The organism is Psychrosphaera sp. B3R10, assembly GCF_018861025.1.
Lineage (GTDB): Bacteria > Pseudomonadota > Gammaproteobacteria > Enterobacterales > Alteromonadaceae > Psychrosphaera > Psychrosphaera algicola.
In genome coordinates this window covers 74,693-93,136 of the sequence record NZ_JAHKQH010000008.1, presented here as the reverse complement: position 1 = coordinate 93,136, position 18,444 = coordinate 74,693, and the positions used below count along the sequence as shown (strand labels likewise).

Annotated in this window: 14 protein-coding genes; 7 read left to right on the top strand and 7 right to left on the bottom strand. The window is 38.1% G+C overall.

Annotated features, from left to right (window positions below):
• Positions 1-15 precede the first annotated feature (15 nt).
• Positions 16-327: an ATP-dependent Clp protease adapter ClpS gene (gene clpS / locus KO525_RS03345; RefSeq protein ID WP_371744370.1), complete on the bottom strand. Its 312-nt coding sequence runs from the start codon at positions 325-327 to the stop codon at positions 16-18.
• Between the two features lie 193 nt (positions 328-520).
• Between clpS and cspD the strand changes: the two genes are divergently transcribed.
• On the top strand, positions 521-730 hold the full coding sequence (gene cspD / locus KO525_RS03340; protein ID WP_215962372.1) for a cold shock domain-containing protein CspD: 210 nt from the start codon (positions 521-523) through the stop codon (positions 728-730).
• A gap of 50 nt (positions 731-780) precedes the next feature.
• Here cspD and KO525_RS03335 read toward each other — a convergent pair whose 3' ends face one another.
• Positions 781-1,080, bottom strand: coding sequence for a PilZ domain-containing protein (locus tag KO525_RS03335; RefSeq protein WP_303523054.1), 300 nt, complete (start codon positions 1,078-1,080; stop codon positions 781-783).
• Between the two features lie 15 nt (positions 1,081-1,095).
• On the bottom strand, positions 1,096-1,470 hold the full coding sequence (locus tag KO525_RS03330) for a PleD family two-component system response regulator (protein WP_215962371.1): 375 nt from the start codon (positions 1,468-1,470) through the stop codon (positions 1,096-1,098).
• Positions 1,471-1,752: 282 nt separating this feature from the next.
• Here KO525_RS03330 and KO525_RS03325 point away from each other — a divergent pair, with 282 nt between their 5' ends.
• The 6 genes from KO525_RS03325 to KO525_RS03300 all read left to right on the top strand — a co-directional run bounded on the left by KO525_RS03325 (position 1,753) and on the right by KO525_RS03300 (position 11,191).
• On the top strand, positions 1,753-2,511 hold the full coding sequence (locus KO525_RS03325; protein ID WP_215962370.1) for a TIGR04219 family outer membrane beta-barrel protein: 759 nt from the start codon (positions 1,753-1,755) through the stop codon (positions 2,509-2,511).
• 517 nt (positions 2,512-3,028) lie between these two features.
• Positions 3,029-4,750 carry a cytosine permease gene (locus KO525_RS03320; RefSeq protein WP_215962369.1) on the top strand — a complete coding sequence of 574 codons (1,722 nt, stop codon included), beginning with the start codon at positions 3,029-3,031 and terminating at the stop codon, positions 4,748-4,750.
• A gap of 28 nt (positions 4,751-4,778) precedes the next feature.
• Entirely contained in the window at positions 4,779-6,302 is a 1,524-nt protein-coding gene (locus KO525_RS03315; protein ID WP_215962368.1) for a mannitol dehydrogenase family protein, read from the top strand.
• A gap of 3 nt (positions 6,303-6,305) precedes the next feature.
• Positions 6,306-7,223, top strand: coding sequence for a carbohydrate kinase (locus KO525_RS03310; protein ID WP_215962367.1), 918 nt, complete (start codon positions 6,306-6,308; stop codon positions 7,221-7,223).
• 283 nt (positions 7,224-7,506) lie between these two features.
• A complete protein-coding gene (locus KO525_RS03305; protein ID WP_215962366.1) occupies positions 7,507-9,996 on the top strand; it encodes a hypothetical protein in 2,490 nt (829 codons plus the stop codon).
• A 1-nt stretch (position 9,997) separates the two neighbouring features.
• On the top strand, positions 9,998-11,191 hold the full coding sequence (locus KO525_RS03300; protein WP_215962365.1) for a glycosyltransferase: 1,194 nt from the start codon (positions 9,998-10,000) through the stop codon (positions 11,189-11,191).
• 53 nt (positions 11,192-11,244) lie between these two features.
• On the opposite strand, the gene KO525_RS03295 is transcribed toward KO525_RS03300, so the two are convergent.
• From KO525_RS03295 to KO525_RS03280, 4 genes are all read right to left on the bottom strand, one after another.
• Positions 11,245-12,243 carry a PEP-CTERM sorting domain-containing protein gene (locus KO525_RS03295; RefSeq protein ID WP_215962364.1) on the bottom strand — a complete coding sequence of 333 codons (999 nt, stop codon included), beginning with the start codon at positions 12,241-12,243 and terminating at the stop codon, positions 11,245-11,247.
• 289 nt (positions 12,244-12,532) lie between these two features.
• Positions 12,533-16,567, bottom strand: a complete 4,035-nt coding sequence (gene hrpA / locus KO525_RS03290) for an ATP-dependent RNA helicase HrpA (RefSeq protein WP_371744367.1) — start codon at positions 16,565-16,567, stop codon at positions 12,533-12,535.
• A gap of 173 nt (positions 16,568-16,740) precedes the next feature.
• Positions 16,741-17,172 carry a CBS domain-containing protein gene (locus KO525_RS03285; RefSeq protein ID WP_215962363.1) on the bottom strand — a complete coding sequence of 144 codons (432 nt, stop codon included), beginning with the start codon at positions 17,170-17,172 and terminating at the stop codon, positions 16,741-16,743.
• 142 nt (positions 17,173-17,314) lie between these two features.
• Positions 17,315-18,310: an isoaspartyl peptidase/L-asparaginase family protein gene (locus tag KO525_RS03280; protein WP_215962362.1), complete on the bottom strand. Its 996-nt coding sequence runs from the start codon at positions 18,308-18,310 to the stop codon at positions 17,315-17,317.
• Positions 18,311-18,444 lie beyond the last annotated feature (134 nt).

Here is an 18,444-nt window from a genome sequence, read left to right as displayed (position 1 = left end):
TATCATGCAATGTCCCTATTCTTGTTCCATTGTGCAAAGTAATGGATGTTCATTAACTCTTGCATATTGATTAACCTGGGCCACTTTTGTCTCTGCTATTTCTGCAGAATAAGTGCCAACTATGGCTTTACCTTCGCGATGAATCCTAAACATAATATGATTTGCTTTTTCTAAATCCATACCGAAAAATTTAAGTAACACCTCTACTACAAAGTCCATGGGGGTGTAATCATCGTTATTCAATACCACTTTATACATTGGTGGTCTTTTTAGTTTAGCCTTAGATGTCTCGTTTACTAAACTTGTTCCGTGATCATTTTCAGTTATTTTTGGCATAGCCTAACCATTCTTGCTGTTTCATTGGTATTTCCCATTACTATTTATAAAAAGAATTTTGTTATTTAACAATTCGTAGTTGTAAAAACTTGACTAATTGACCAATTTATCTACATTATTTTATTGTTCGGTGTATATTTAAGCACATTACATCAGTTTTCAAGTGACTAAAGGAAGTAGCGGTATGGCTCAAGGTAAAGTTAAGTGGTTTAACAATGCTAAAGGTTTTGGTTTTATTCGTGAGGAAGGCAAAGAAGAAGATATATTTGCGCATTTCTCTACAATAACTATGGATGGATATAAAACACTTAAGGCAGGACAAGATGTCGAATTCGACTTAAGTCAAGGCCCTAAGGGTCTACACGCCATCAATATTAAAATCGGCGAAAAATAAAAAGTAGCACTTTATTTATATTATCGATTTGAGTTGAGCTACTGAACTTTTTACATCTGTTCTAGTATTTCAACTCCGATAGTATAGTTACCACTGTCTTCTTTTGTGCAGCGTACAACTGTGGCTGATGCATGAAGCGCTGGTAATTCTGGGCTAGTGCCCTCCACTCTGCATGTCAATGCGGTGCCGACTTCAATGTATTCATCAGTTTCAACCGCAAGCCCCGTTGCACTTAAATCCCGACAAACGGCATTTAATTTTCTGCCTGCATCAGCATCTGCAATTTCAAGCTCGATATTGGTATTAACTAACATTCTAAAAAAATTACGGTGGTCGTTATATTTAATCACGCCAATTACCTTTTTTTACTTTTTCTTAACTGTATATCGTTCTATTTTTTCAATTAATTCTGTCATATCAAAAGGTTTAGTCACGTAGTCATCACAACCTGCTGCAAACCCTTCTTTTTTATCTGTTTCTGCCTCTAATCCCGATAACATTATAACGGGGATCTGAGATGTTTCAGGTGTATTTTTCAACAACCGACATGTATCATAGCCATCAATTCCTGGCATACATACGTCCAATAATAAAATGTCCGGTTTATTTACTATCGTTTTTTGAAGTGCTTTTTGACCCGAACTGACATAGCACAATTCAAATCGCTCTCCCAAAGACAGTGCCAACATTTCAAAATTAAATTCTTCATCGTCAACCAAAAGAATTTTGATCTTTTTCATTCCATAACCCTAAAATTGACGGCTCAACTATTAAGCTCCCTCGTATTAAGTAACATAGCTAATTGAAGAAATAAATGCCATTTCTTTATACCGCATGATTAATAAAATTAGGGAGAATTGTAAATAAATGACTAACAACAACCAAATTCTGGCAAAATGACTATAGTTACAAAAGAAAAATGCACATTAATTGCTGATTTACCTTCAAATGGTTTGACATTAGATCAATTAAGCTTTGAAATTAGCGATAACAACAACTTAGTAGTTATTTAGGAAGAAAACATGAAAAAGACTATAGCGACATTGGGATTAGTTTTAGCATCGGCGAATGTGTCAGCGTTACCACTTATTGATTTTTGGGCCGGCGCATACAGCTGGAATACAGCTTATGAAGGAACAATATCTGCTGGTGATTACAACATCGACTTACAAGATGACTTAAAATTAGAAGATTCAAATAATAATGTTATTTGGGCCGCATTCGAGCACCCAATTCCTCTTATTCCAAATCTTCAAGTTAAACAAACACAACTAGAAACAACGGGTAATGGCCGCAGTACTCAGTCATTCACTTACGGCGGTGAAACATACCAAGGTGACGTTGAACTAGACTCAGTTGTCGACTTAACTCATACCGATATTACGGCATATTGGGGTTTACCATTGCCACTTGTTACTATCAACTACGGTCTAAATATTCGTATGTTTGATGGTGCAATCGATATTAACGATGGCCGTGCAACAATCGATTACCCTGTTCCTATGTTATTTGCTCGTGTAGGCGCTTCGTTACCATTTACTGGTTTAGAAGTAATGGCTGAAGGTAATTACATTGGTATCGGCGAAACAAACCACATGGACTACCAAGTAGTACTACGTTACACCATTCCAATGATCCCAGTATTAGATGTTAACATTGAAGCGGGTTACCGTGCGTTTCAGTTAAACATCGATCCAAGCGATTTTGACGGCGACGAAGACGACTTAACAGCAGATATCGATATGTCTGGTGTATTTTTAGGTGTGTCTTTCCACCTGTAAGTTCAAGCCCAGAAAGTTTTGAACCCAATAAAAAGGAGCGAAAGCTCCTTTTTTAATTTCTAGCACTGTCCCATGATTAAAAGATCATTCAACGAATATTTAACGGCCTGTATAATAAAAATCACGTTAAATTTGTTGGCCTAACCCAAACGCCTTAAACCAATTTTTACAGAAAACAGACAAGAACACCGCTCATTTTACGACCAAAACTCTCTCAATTGACTTCTGCTCCCTTCGTTTACAACAAGTCTACCTTCGCTAAAAATCGATTTTTAGTCGATTTACCCCCCTTACCTCGATTTTTACTACATTGAAAATATTGATGTTTTTAAATTTAATCTATTTAAAATCAAAAAACAGCGTGTTTTTTAAACACTTTATATTGACATCCAACCCCAATAAAGGGATTATGCCCACAAAAGGGGCATTTGCCCACAAAAGGGTCGTTACAAAAAAAATATATAATGCATCTAATGAAAATTCATACGGTGTAATACTAATAAAACAGGAAACTACCATGACTGAAAATCAACAAGGTCAAACATTTGAGGATGTAAATGAGGAGCAACTCCCTGTTGCTGATAATAAACTTCACGGTTGGAAACATTTTGCTGGTATTTATGCCGGAGAGCATGTTGCCGCAACAGAATTTGTTATCGGTGCGACATTTGTTGCTCTTGGCGCTGCAACAAGCGATATATTACTCGGTTTATTAATCGGTAATTTACTTGCTATGTGTTCATGGTGGTTACTAACTGCACCAATTGCAGTAGAAACACGCCTAAGTCTTTATAATTACCTAAATAAAATTGCAGGTAATTCAATGACAAAGCTCTACAATTGGGCAAATGTCATTATATTCAGTGTAATTTCCGCTGCCATGATCACGGTTTCCTCAACTGCAGTACGGTTTTTATTTGATATCCCTGCTCAACTAAATTGGTACCCCAATAGTTTTGCATTTGTCCTCATCGTCCTTGCGGTTGGCTCAATTGTCGTCGCTGTTGCCATGTATGGGTTTTCAACCGTGGCGGACTTTTCTAAAATATGTGCACCTTGGTTATTCGCCATATTTATCGCAGGCTCATTTGCTTTATTTCCAGAACTATCAAACCACGTATTAGGTGTCACGTCACTTAGCGGTTGGCAGGACTTCATGACCATTGGAGATTCCTCAATTTGGACAGGGACCAATGCGGAAGGTGAAAAAGGCATTGGCCTATTAGAAGTCATCGGTTTTGCCTGGGCCGCTAATTCCATCACCCATTTTGGTCTAATTGATATGGCGATTTTTCGATTTGCTAAACGTAAAAGTTACGGCTTATTCTCTGGTGTAGGGATGTTTTTTGGCCACTATTTAGCATGGATTTCGGCAGGTATTATGGGCGCTGGCGCTGCGGTACTGCTTAAAACCACTATCTCATCACTTGATCCAGGCGATGTTGCCTATCATGCACTTGGTTGGACTGGTTTTGTTATTATAATAATCGCCGGTTGGACGACTGCAAATGCCAATTTATATCGTGCTGGTTTGGCCGCACAATCTATATTTGTGAACCATACTCGCGAGCGCACAACAGCAATCGTAGGCATAGTGACCGTTATTATAGCGTGTTTCCCGTTTGTTTTTTCTCAGATGTTGCCACTGTTAACGTACGCAGGGCTTATTGTTGTACCAGTTGGCGGTATCGTTTTTGCCGAACACGTATTATTTCCAAAAATTGGATTAACACGCTACTGGGCAAAATATAAAAATATTTCACGAAGTATTCCGGCCATAGCGTCATGGGCTTCTGCACTAATATTTGGTTTTGGTTTAAATGCCCTAGACGTTATGTCCTTCTACTACCTATTTATCCCAACGTGGATATTCACTATCATCCTTTACACTGTATTAGCCAAAAAATATGGCGCAGATGAAGACTACACTCAACAAATTATTGACGAAAAATCAAACCAAGTTGCTATCAAGAAGTTCCAGGCGGATCAATGTAAAAACCTGCCTGATTTTATCGTCGACAAATCCAAGTTAAGTAAAATACTTAATGCGGTTTCATTAACCTCGTTAGTAATAATACTTGTCTTTGCAACTCAAGTTATGTTTTTCAGTGACACTATGAGTGTCTATAAACTTAATAAATCACAATTTGAGATAGCCTGCTTTTTATGTACGTTGACTTATTTTGCCAGTGCCTACTGGTCATTAAAACGCCAAAAAGCATTAAATTCAGCAGCATAATTAAATTTTGATTTAGTAAGGTTTCACCATGACACAATTACAGAAAGTACAAGCACAGGTTAATGATTTAAACCAATTTAACGTCGCAACTCTGCCCGCTACTATTGACGTGCCAACCTACGACCGAAGTAAAGTAAAAGCAGGTATTGTTCATATCGGCGTTGGCGGGTTTCACCGCGCTCATCAAGCAGCATATATTAACGAATTATTAAAGCAGCCAGGTAATGAACAATGGGGAATATGTGGCGTTGGTTTGCTCGAAGCAAATCGAGGGTTACGCGACGTCCTGCAAAAACAAGACAACCTATACACAGTTACCATACGTCATCCAAATGGACAAATAGATAATACAGTTATTGGTTCGATGGTGGAGTTTTTATTTGCTCTCGATGACAAACAAGCCGTCATTGAAAAAATGGCGCATAGTGATACCAAAATAGTGTCGCTTACCATTACGGAAGGCGGATATAACTTTCACCCATCAACGGGTGAATTTGATTACACGAACCCAGATATTATGCACGATATTGCTAACCCAAATGATCCAATTACGGCTTTTGGTTATTTAACAGCTGCTCTCAAACAACGTAAAGAAGCAGGATTACCGGCGTTTACCGTACAATCATGCGATAACATTCAACATAATGGCCATGTGACACGAAAAATGTTGCTGGCATTTGCTGATAAACAAGATGTGGAATTAGCTAATTGGATCAAACAAAACGTGGCATTTCCAAATGCCATGGTTGACCGTATTACGCCAATATCTAAACAATCTGACATTGATTATGTAGTACAAGCCTATGGTGTCGCTGACGGCTGGCCAATCACGTGTGAGTCTTTTGCTCAATGGGTAATTGAGGATAACTTTAGTAACGGACGTCCCAATTTAGAAAACGTAGGCGCCCAGTTAGTAAAAGATGTTACCCCATACGAAAAAATGAAAATAAGACTTCTAAATGCCGGCCATTCTGTACTTGGCTTATTGGGATCCATTCATGGCTATTCGACAATTGACGAAACCGTTTCTGATCCTTTATTTGCAAAATACCTACGCTCTTTTATGGATTTAGAAGTAAGTCACCTTTTAGAGCAATTAGACGGTATCGATTTAGAACAGTACAAAGATACACTACTTGACCGTTTTTCAAATCCAAACATTAAAGATAGTTTGACCCGGATCTGTTCAGAAAGCTCGGCAAAATTACCAAAATTTTTAATCGCGAGTATCAACGAAAACCTCGCATTAAACCGCGACGTCTCATTGGCAACGTTAGTTGTAGCCGCCTGGTGTCTTTATAGTGACAAGGGGGTAGACGAACAAGGTCAAGCCCTAGAAATACAAGATGTTATGGCAAAAGAGTTAAAGCAATTTGCGCAAAAAACAGCAAATAATACATTGTCATTCATCGAACTAAATAGCATATTTGGCTATCTACCTCAAAGCCAACAATTTGTCGATGGTTATACAAAAGCAATCAAAGCACTATATGAACCAAACAGTAAGATTTCGCATTTAATGGCTGCAACTCTCGAAACAAAAGAGCATTAAATTATGAGTATATTAATAAACCATAAACCAACAAATGATATTCGTGTGAGTTGTTTTGGCGAGGTACTTTGGGATTGCTTCGACACCGGCAAACGGCTCGGTGGTGCACCGTTAAATATGTGTGTCAGGATCAATTCGTTAGGAATAAAAGCGGATATGATTAGTGCTGTCGGAAACGACGTTCTAGGTAATGAACTGCTTAGTGAAATAAAAGACAAAAATGTGAGTTGTGACTATATTGCCATAAATGACAATAAAAAAACCAGCACTGTCGAAGTCACGCTCGATAGCAGTGGCTCAGCAAGTTATAACATTGTTGCTGATGTTGCCTGGGACAATATTGAACTAACAACAAGTCTTCTGGACAAAGTTGCAGCGTCTGATGTATTTGTTTTTGGGAGTTTAATTGGGCGTAGTACTACATCATTATCAACTTTAAAATCACTAATAGATGTTGCTAATTTTAAAGTATTTGATGTTAATTTACGTGCACCTCATTACCAACTCGACACATTAATCGAGTTAATGACACAGGCGGATTTTATTAAGTTAAATGATGATGAGTTATATGAGATAGCCAAAGCAATGGGGTGTAAATATCATTCTCTGGAACAAAACCTCGCGTTTATTGCTCAACAAACAAATACCAACTACCTATGTGTTACAAAGGGCAGCCATGGCGCACTTCTAACCGTAAAAGGTGCTAATTATTACAATTCTGGGTATTTAATTAGCGTAGTTGACACGGTCGGCGCCGGAGACTCCTTTTTAGGTTCGCTTATTTACCAACTATGTAACACAGACAATGCGCAATATGCGGTTGACTTTGCCTGTGCAGTTGGCGCAATGGTTGCGCAAAACCATGGGGCAACACCAACACTTACCCATCAGCAGATTAGCGAATTTATGAACCCACTATAAGTTTGATTTTCTACGCATCTAAGTTGTGTTAACTCAGCAGCTTAGATGCATTTAACAAGTCTAACGCCTCAAGTTTGGTCACTAAACATAGACAATCTAATTGATATAATTCATCTGCCACTTCATCGGGTAAAGGTTTACTTATTTAAAACAAATAAATCAATAATTCTGCAAGAGAAATTGACAGCCCTAGATGATAATTTTAATTCGAAAATGAAGACGACAAAATTGACAATAGAAAGTCTAACGCCCATATTAAACTAAAAACATATGGGTTTATAAAATGAACAATAACAAGGTTGTTAGCTCCATTTTAGTTAGTTGTTTTCTGCTATTAACGGTTTCCTGCGAACAGCAATTAAGTGAAGATGAATACGTCCAGAAAATTCATGAAAACACCCAATCCAATGATTACCATACCGCATTAATTAATACTAAAAATGCCTTACAAAAATACCCTCATAGTGAAGAAGTAAGACTAGAAGCAGGACGATTCTATTACCAAATCGGCTACTTTATTCAGGCCGAAAGATTCTTAAAACCGGCTGTTTCAGCTACGCCGAGAAATATCGATGACCTTGATAAATATTTTGAATCTTTGTTATATCTAAATAAATTGAAACAGCTTAAGCTCGATTTAGCTAAAACCGAATTAACCGATATTGTTAAAAGTTATAAAGCACGACTAATGTTGCGGCAAGAACAACATGATACGGCAACTGAATTGCTGTCTGAAGTGAAGGACACGTCATTAATTAGTTTTCAATTGGCCTTATATGAATCTAAATTTAACTTTCTTAAGCAGCCAAGTCCGTTACAAAAACATCATCGACAATCACCATTTAAATTAAGGCAAAATGCCCTAATCTATTTACAAAACTTGGATACTAAAATTACACAGGAGCCACGTTTTCAGCTGATCACCGCCCTAATTTTATCGGACGTGGGGAAACATCAACAAGCATTAGACATTTTGACAAAACTAAATAAAAACCGCCCTGACCTGCCAAACATACATGTGTATATTGTTCAAACAAGCTTACAACTTGAAAACGTTGATCTGGCTAAACAGCATATTTCACTCGCAAGAAACGCAGGTGACAAGCGACCAATAATCGATCAATTCGAAGCGGTATTGGCTTATCAAAACAATGATTTCGAAAAATCTCAATTGCTCGCACTTAGGGCATTACAAAATGGTTTAACGTCAAAAGCAAATCGAATTGTCGCGGGTGTCAGTGCATTTAGAAATAAACGTTATGAAATTGCCTTCAACACACTATCACCTATTTCAGAACAGTTATCCCCTAAAGATCCCGTGCTAAGAATTCTCACGTTATTGGAGTTACGCGAGAGTAAGCTAGACAATGCACTTCAGTATTTTGAAAAAATGAGCTTGGACGATATTTCAGATATAAAAATAGCGAGTTATCTTATTAACAATATCGATCCCGAACGTGACCCTGATGTTATTCAAGAATTACAAAACCAACTTAAAGAAAAGATTGAATCCTCGATTACTCAAAAAAAAGCGACGTTGCTTTATACTCAGCTAGCTAAATCCTACCCTGATGAAAACAAAAGTACATATGCCAAAGCATTTCGTATTTTGGAAAAGCTGAACGACAACCAGTTACGGGCTGAAGCGATAAAAGAAGCGAAAGAATGGGATCAAACTACATCTAATAGTGGCATATCAGCTACCGTGTATGCGCTCTCTATTTGGATCAATAATCAGAATGAAAAAGCAAACCTGTTATTTGATGCACTACTAAGAACTAATAAAAAAAACCTCATCGCACTTAGTTTCAAATTACAATATGAGTTTGCAGCCAACAACTGGCTGAATGTAGTGACACTCGGCAAGGCTTTGTTAACATTAGATAAAAGCCAGTCATCGCCGTTACTCTTGATGTTACGTTCTGCTAACCAATTAGCTATTGAAGAAAAAAATGACCTCCTAATTTTTGTTAAAAATCTAGTTGAGAATTCACAAAACACTAATTTTGAACTGGTCTATATTGCGTATTTGCGATCCAATAACCAATGGCAAAACTTAGATACATTTTTAAGTGAAAAATCAAACCGTGCTAATTGGCAAATTTTTCATTGGCAGATATATATTGAAACAGCGACACGCTCACAAGATTGGTTGTTGGCAGAACAACGAATAAAAAGTGCACTGGAGTTATTTAACAACACTACAGAACTGAAACTACTTCAAGTGCAAAATTTAATTCGTCAACAAAAACTCAAGCATGCAAAAGAAAAATTAGCGTTAATTGACACGAAAAGCGCATTGCTACCACTATACTATGAGCTAAGTGGCAATATTGACGTTTTTGAAAAGCACTACGACTCGGCTAAACAACACTATTTACAGTCTTTCGAGCTTTCACCGCATCCAGAAATTTTATTTAAACTATTTAAATTGGCTACTATCACACAAGATTACGACGATGCCATTGATGCAACAACACGTTATTTTGCACAAGCACCTAATGAAGTCACCCTTCGAATCGATGCTTTTAATTGGTATGCATCAACCCACCCAAAGCAGGCTTTAACTTTTGTTGACCTCCCTTTATTGCAAAAATTGATCGAAGATAATTGGCAACTCAGTAACAATATCGCCTGGTATTACCACAAAATTGGTAACCAAACGAAAGCTAAATACTTTATTGAACTCGCCATCAAATCACAACCAAACAATAAAGGTGTGATAGATACGTATCAGAAAATCCATTTTAATAATGAAACTGGAAAACCATAATATGAAACATCTTGTATTTTGTTGGGAATATGGGGCGGGATACGGCCATATCGCAGGTTTTATACCCATCGCAAAATATCTTAAAAGTGCAGGCGTTAAGGTATCTTGGATTTTAAAACATTTAGATCATGCACATTTAATTAGGGAAAATGGTTTTGAAGACGAATGGATCCTACAAGCTCCTATCGCTAAAAATACCAACGCCACCAAACAACAAACAGTCAATTATTCACAAATAATGACATTTTTGGGCTTTTCTAACGAACAAGCCTGTTTAAATTTGGTGTCATCCTGGCGCGATTCACTGCAATTATTGAATGCTGATATGATTGTTGCAGACCACGCACCTGCAGCAATCATTGCTTCACAGACGCTAAATATAAAACGGTGTATGATAGGAACCGGATTTTTCTCACCGCCGCGTGTAGACAAAACCCCGGCTTTCAGTCTTTTTAATAATGTTCCCGAGAATAAAATAGCCGAACTTGATAATTATTTAGTCAAAGTCGCAAACTACACCCTAACCCATTTTAAACAACAACCGATTACAAAAGTTGCAGAGTTATTTAGCGTAGAAGAAGACTTTTTATGTACGTTTCCAGAACTCGATCATTATACCAACCGAAAGAACCAAGAGTATTGGGGAGCGCGTTTTTCTTCGAGCATGGGTAAAAAAATAGACTTCACTTCGGACAAGTTTAAGATATTTGTTTATATACACTCGAATATGAGAGATTTTGAACAACTGTTAACGGCATTAAATAATATAGAAGCCGAAACCATACTACATGTCCCGAAATTAAATGTAGAACGAGCATCACTTCAATTCACAAACCTTACGTTTAGTCCTGAACCAATTGAAATGGATCATGTTTTAAATCAAGTAGACCTTGCTATATGTAATGCAGGCCATGGTACTGTTGCTGCCGTTTTATTGGCTGGTAAACGGCTTCTTTTGGTGCCGAATCAGTTAGAGCAGCGGATCCTCACGCAAAGACTTATTCAGCAAGGATTAGCTGCTACTTTTTACTCAAGTAATAGGCAAGTTGATTTTGAGACGACTCTTAAACAAATGATGTTAGATTCAAAAATTCAAGCTAATGTTCAAAATTTTCAAAATTTGTACTGGGGTTATGACAGCAAAGATCAGGCTAAAGCAATCGCAGATTGTTGCTTAGACATTTTGGCTGAATAAAAAATGGAGCCTCATAGCTCCATTTTTTGTTTTACTTGTTTGATAACATTAATTTACTTTGTTTTTTTGTCTTTTCTACGGCGTATAAACGCTAGTCCTGCTAACCCTAAACCGAGTAAATACGGCGTATTAGGCTCTGATACAGCGTTACTGCCAATGTTGAACGAGTCTGGTGTCATAGTTGGTACGTTATTACCATTAAAATCAAACGGGTCACCAAACTGAGCGTAAGCAGATAGGTTTTGGGCAAAACAATCAATACCTCCACCGTAATCACCATACTCACCATACTCACTAACATCAATATCAACACCATTTTCGCCATAATCACCATAGCCATCACCGTAACCATATCCGTCATAGCAATCGTCAAGTAACGGTAAATTACTTACAGTATGCGTTTCAATCATATATTCGATGGTGAAAGAAGTGCCTGCGCCAATAACGCCCAGGCCTAACGTGTCTGTATGAGCACCCCAATAATAGTTGCTGTCACCTCCATAGGAGCCAAGTACTGTTCCGCCAGTCGTAAAATCAAGATCTACGTTATTTTTTGTTAAAGTAGCGGTACTTGACCAAATATCATCTCCGTTAAATTTAATTCCAGCATTATATTCTGCTGTTATAAACTCGCCTAGGCCAATTGTAACTTCCGAGAAGAAGTCTTCGTAAATAGATAAACTGCCTTGATTCACAGTAAAAGTAAAATCGATAAATTGATCAAAGGCAGTGTCATTAGTGACCGTAACGGTTTGAGTAACATTTGAGGTATTATCGAATGTTCCCCCAGTTCCGTAACTCGTAGAGTAGATCCAACCAGTATCATCCCCCTTTGCATTAGCGGAGCTTTGCGCATAATAACCACCTAAATTATTGCTTGCAGAAGCGTAATTAGGATCGGAATCAGTATCGACGTCTGTTGTTCCGTTAAGTTCTACGTTGGTATTTGCGTCAATTTGAAATGAAACGGGAAAAGCATAACTTGGAGCGATATTGGAACCTAGAGCAGCCGCCACTGCTATAGCCAGAATTTTTTTGTTGATTGTTTTCATAACTAAGTTTCCATCTTTTTTCAAGAAAGTTGTGTTTAGTTTTTAACCAAGCATTAAATGTTCCGTTTTTGTTATTCGACAAATAAACAACGACTTACAAAACTAAAATTATGACGCTATTGAAAAGTGTAAAAAATACTGACAGCTCATGAGGAAGGATTGTTAAAATTTTGAAAAATTACTGTTCGCAGGTACTTGGTATGAAACAGATTGGGCTTTAATAAAAAAAATGGCCGACACTATTTAGCATAACCTAAATGTTGTCAGCCATTCACAAGGCGATTGTTTGTTATAGTTCGGAAATGTACTCCGAAACGGCTTGTTTTATGCGCTTAGTCGATATCGGGAATTTTGTGCCAAGTTGTTGGGCAAACATTGATACTCGCAATTCTTCTATCATCCAATAAATTTCACGCAATTTCTCGGGCATCGGCATGCCCTTCTGAACCTTTTCGATTTGTTTATCATAAAGATCATAAACCTTGTCCAATTCAATTTGGTTGAACCTGTCTTTTGTCGCATCTACTTTCAACTTTTCCATCCGTTTTTCTAATGCTGCGACATAACGTTTAATATCGGGAAGCCGTTCAACCCCACATTCACTGACAAAACCTTTAAAAATCAGTGAATCTAAATGTGCTTTGATATACGACGTGGATTGGATCATATCAAACGACACTTTGCCTTTTAGTTGTTTAGACACTCGGTGCCCAATCAGCAAAATTTGTTCAACTTGCTGAGCTACGCTTAAAACTTTTTCGTTTAAATCACCGCGTAACATCTCCCTAAAATCATCAAACTGCGACTTAGTGCGCGGAACATTATCTTTTAGTTCAACATCTATTGTGGCCCGAATACAATCCTCAATTAACTGTTCAATTTTGCCAAATGGATTAAAATACAACACCAACTTAGATTTATTAGGCAGTTTCTGCTGTAGATGTTTAATTGGGGAAGGCAACGTTTTAATTAATAATTCTACAACACCTCGTCGATGTTCGGTTTGCGCAACCATTTCATTTTCTAATAATTCAATATTGATTCTTTTTCCCGCCTTAACCAGCGCTGGATAGGCTTTAACCTGATAGTTACCGGCTTTTTTGACAAAACTTTGAGGCAAATTATCAAATGTCCAATCTTCTACATTTTGTTGTTCTATACCCGTATCAACAGCTTGCTTGATTGTGTGTTTAATTTGCCCCTGTAAAGTGGATTTTAATTCGCCTAAATCAAACCCCTGTTCAATAACTTTGTCATTTTCATCAACCACTCGAAAATTAATTTTTAGATGACTCGGCAATCTGACATTTTGCCAATCATCCAAATTAATTCGAGTACCAGTCATTCTAAACAACGCCTCGGCAACAACGTCTAAAAATCGATTATCAGGCGTTATGTTTTTATCCGAAATACGCTGTAAAACTGCATCGGCAAAGTTTGGCGCGGGGACAAAATTACGTCTAGTTTGTTTAGGCAACGCTTTAATTAGCGCGATGATCAATTCGTGTCTATGTGGAGCAATATGCCAATCGAAGGCCAGATCGTCGATTTGATTTAACAATGGCAAAGGGATCCGGACTGAAATGCCATCCGCATAATCTTGACCCGGTTCAAAATCATAATCAATTGGCAATTGTAAATTGCCCTGGCGCCAAAAATCTGGATACGCAGCAAGACTCGGAGCAGTCTCTTCACTCAATAAAAAGTCTTTAACGGTCGCCTTAATTTTAGCCACGTCAGCCTTTTTCAACCATTTTAGTAAGGTTGCGCGGCTAACGACCTCTGCTCCTAAACTCTTATCATAAAAATGATGAATTTCACTCTCTTCAACTAACAAATCTCGTCGACGCGATTTGTTCTCTAATCGTTGGATTTCATCAATTATGTTTTGATTATGCTCAATAAAGTCAATTTTAGGACCGACCTTGCCGTAAACTAACGCCTCACGAATAAAAATTTGACGAGTTTCTACTGGGTCGATTTTGCTGTATTGCACTTTACGTTTTGGCACAATTACGAGGCCATAAAGTGTCACTTTTTCATAGGCAAGAACTGCGCCTTGCTTTTCATCCCAATGAGGCTCTGAATAGCTACGATTAACCACGTGCATCGCAAGGGGTTCAATCCATTGAGGTTCAATTTTTGCCACGTAACGTGCAAACAATCGACTTGTCTCTACCAACTCCGCTGCAATAATCCATCGTGCTGATGTCTTAAATAAATGACTCCCTGGAAAAACATGGAACTCGCTGTTTCTCGCGCCAATAAACCCGACTGGTCCTTGTTTTTTGCTGTCTTTATCTTTATGTTTATTTTGCTGATCTTTTGGTGGCTTATAGCCAATATGACTTAATAATCCCGATAGTAATGCCGTGTGGATCCCCTGATAATCGCGTTCAACCGCTGGAATATCATCCAACTCACTGTCGTGGCTAACCGCCTCTTCTAGTTCTGGTTTCGTTTTTACTTTAAAACCAATTTCAGCCACGCTTTGTTCAATTTGATAAACCAAATCTTGCCATTCTCGAATACGCATATAATTGAGAAACTCATCTTTACACATTTTTCTAAATTGGCTTCTTGAAAGACTTTGCTGACTCGTTATCAAATAATCCCAAAGATTCAAAAACGCGACGTAGTCAGAGTCTTTATCCTTAAATCGAGCATGGAATTCATCTGATTTTTGCTGTTTATCCGACGGACGTTCTCGCGGATCTTGGATACTTAATACCGCAACAATGACTATGATCTCGTGCAAAATATTGGATTTCCCTGCTGCCAAGACCATTTTTGCTAAACGTGGGTCAACCGGTATTCGACTCAACATTCTCCCCGATTCGGTGAGTTTCAATTTGCCTTTAGGTTGATTTCGTTTACGTTTAGCCTGTGTTGGCGCATTATTGGCGATTGCACCAAGCTCTTCGAGTAATCTCACCCCATCATTAATAAAACGTCCATCTGGTCGTTCAATTAATGGAAATTGCTCTAGGTCACCTAAATTTAATGACAACATCTGTAAAATAACGGAAGCCAAATTTGTCCGCAAAATTTCAGGAGTGGTAAATTCTGGACGACTAAGAAAGTCTTCCTCGCTATATAAACGGATACAGATACCGGCTTCTGTTCGACCACAACGACCTTTTCTTTGATTTGCACTGGCCTGCGAAATGGCTTCAATTGGCAATCGTTGTACTTTTGTTTTGTAGCTGTACCTCGATATACGAGCCGTTCCAGTATCAACAACATACTTGATGCCAGGAACCGTTAATGACGTTTCAGCGACGTTTGTCGCGAGGACAATACGGCGATTGCTATGGGAGGCAAAGATCCTATTCTGCTCAGCGGCTGACAATCGAGCATAAAGCGGTAATACTTCAGTATTCCGATAATTTTGGCGGGTCAACGCCTCAGCCGTGTCTCGAATTTCACGCTCACCATTCATAAATAGCAATATATCGCCGCGACTTTCGCGTTCAAGTTCTTCTACGGCAGCAAATATTGCCATTATTTGTTCGTTATCTTGATACGCTGAGTCACTGTCAGACTCAATTTCATCAATTGGTCGATAACGCACTTCTACCGGATAAGTGCGCCCTGACACTTCTATAATAGGGGCATCAAAAAAGTGTTTGGAAAAGCTCTCCGGGTCTATTGTCGCTGACGTAATAATGACCTTTAGATCAGGTCTTTTTGGCAACAACTCGCGTAAATAACCTAAAATAAAATCAATATTAAGTGAACGCTCATGGGCTTCATCAATAATTATTGTATCGTATTGATTTAAAAATCGGTCACTTTGCATCTCCGCAAGCATGACACCGTCAGTCATCAATTTTATAAAAGACTCATTACTGACTTGATCATTAAATCTAACTTTATAACCGACAGCTGAGCCAAGCTCGCAGGACAATTCATCACATAAACGATTTGCAACGCTCCTTGCCGCAAGGCGCCTCGGCTGGGTATGGCCTATTTTACCGTCAATACCGCGACCTAACTCTAAACACATTTTAGGTATTTGTGTTGTTTTACCAGAGCCTGTTTCACCGGCGATGATGATCACCTGGTTGTTACAGATGGCCTTTTTAATTTCTTCTTTCTTTTGACTTACCGGGAGTTGCTCTGGGTAGTCGATTTTTAATCGTGCTAAATTTTCTTTCTTTCGCTTCTTTAAATCCGCTGAACGATTAATGTCATTTTCTAACGTCATCAGTTGTTTTGACTGCACGTCAAGGTTGGCGTTCGCTTTGATCTTTTTTAAGCGCGCTTTAAAGCGAAAATAATCTTGTTTAAGTACATGGGATAAAGAGACGGGTTCAGACACGATTTACTGCATTTCCAAAGAAAGTGGTATTGGAAGGAATTCTATCATTTTTAAACTCAAACAAAAAAGCCTCGAAGTACCTCGAGGCTAAATATATTAGGTAATTAGCAAACATAAATGGAATATTCGCGTTGATTAATTAAAACTTTTCTTTTTAAATTAACAATTTAGCGTTAAACAAACCGAACACCGCGGGCGTAAATTGAATGTAAGTGCAAATCTAAAGCCTTGATAATATTTGTTCGATCTATCGAACCGACCAAATGATTGTCATCGTCAACGACAGGATAAACCCGTGGCTTACTTCCCGACATATTATCTGCAACTTCTAAGATACTGTCATAGGGTTTAACGGTTAATACGTTTAATTTCATCAATTCTGATACGTTAACCGATGCCTCACCGCTGTGATAGGTACTAGACAACATGGCCTTTAAACAATCTTGTTCCGATAAAAAACCAATAACTTCTTTTAAATCATTAAGTACCGGTCCACCAGAGCTTTTAGATTGCAATAATTTTTCCACCGCTTCAACAATCGTTTCTGTGCCTTTAAAGTAAACAGGTCGATGGTTCATATGGTCTTTAACTTTTACAGATTCCATCCAGTATCCTCTTTATAATTATTTTTCTACTCCTTTAAATTTAGCCAAAATAAAAATATTTGCGTTGTTTTAATTAAACTTTATTTAATTATTTATTAAATTATAACTTTGTCGTTACGACAAAAAATTGAAATCGGTAGATTTATTCCTCTCGATAAATCAAAACCTTGTCGACTCCGTTATTTGAACGGGCCGCTCGATACATGCCTGCGGTATTAAATGGCATATGAATGTTACCTTTCGTATCAATGATAATAACGCCGCCTGTGCCACCTACAGGTTCTAAAACGTCAAAAATAACCTCATCTCCAGCCTGTTTTATTGACTTACCTTGATAGGCCACCCGAGCACAAATATCTGAGGCAACATTAAATCGAATAAAAAATTCACCATGCCCTGTCGCTGAGACCGCACAGGACTTGTTGTCGGCAAATGTGCCAGCACCGATAATAGGAGAATCGCCAATTCTTCCCCATCTTTTAGCAGTCATGCCGCCAGTTGAGGTACCTGCAAACAAATTACCAAATTTATCCAATGCAACGGCCCCAACCGTTCCGTACCTAAAATCTTCATTTTTTAGCCAATTGGCCGACGCTTTCATTTTTGCCTTGGCACGCTGAAGAGACTCAAAGCGGCGCTTAGTATTAAAAATGGAATTGTCTATTTGTTCTAAGCCAACTGTTGTAGCAAAGTTTTCCGCCCCACTACCACTTAACATCACATGCACCGACTTATGCATAACAGCTGAGGCAAGTTCAATTGGGTGGCGTACCGTTTTAACTCCGGTTATCGCCCCCGCCATTCGTGATTTACCATCCATAACAGAGGCATCAAGTTCATGTTGACCTTCGTAGGTATAAACAGCGCCTATTCCCGCATTAAATAATGGTGAATCTTCTAATATCTTAATTACGCTTAAAACGGCTTGTTCACTGGTCCCACCGCTACTTAATATGGAATATCCAAGTTGTTTCGCATCGTCTAATTTTTTTCGATATTGAGCTTCAAGTTCAGGGGTCATCGAACTTTTTAAGATTGTCCCCGCCCCACCGTGTATAGCGATAGCAAATGGCTGCGCCGCTGAAACTATATGACTGACAATTGCCAGAAAAATGATAATGAACGTTTTGATTAACATATTTTAACTTCCATTTTTATATTGCGCTGAGAATTTGGTTGATTTTAACTCACCCTAATTTTTTTATACCACTTAATGACGATGATCATAATTTTATTTTTAATGTCATCCACTTCCGTGCGACAATTACCAAC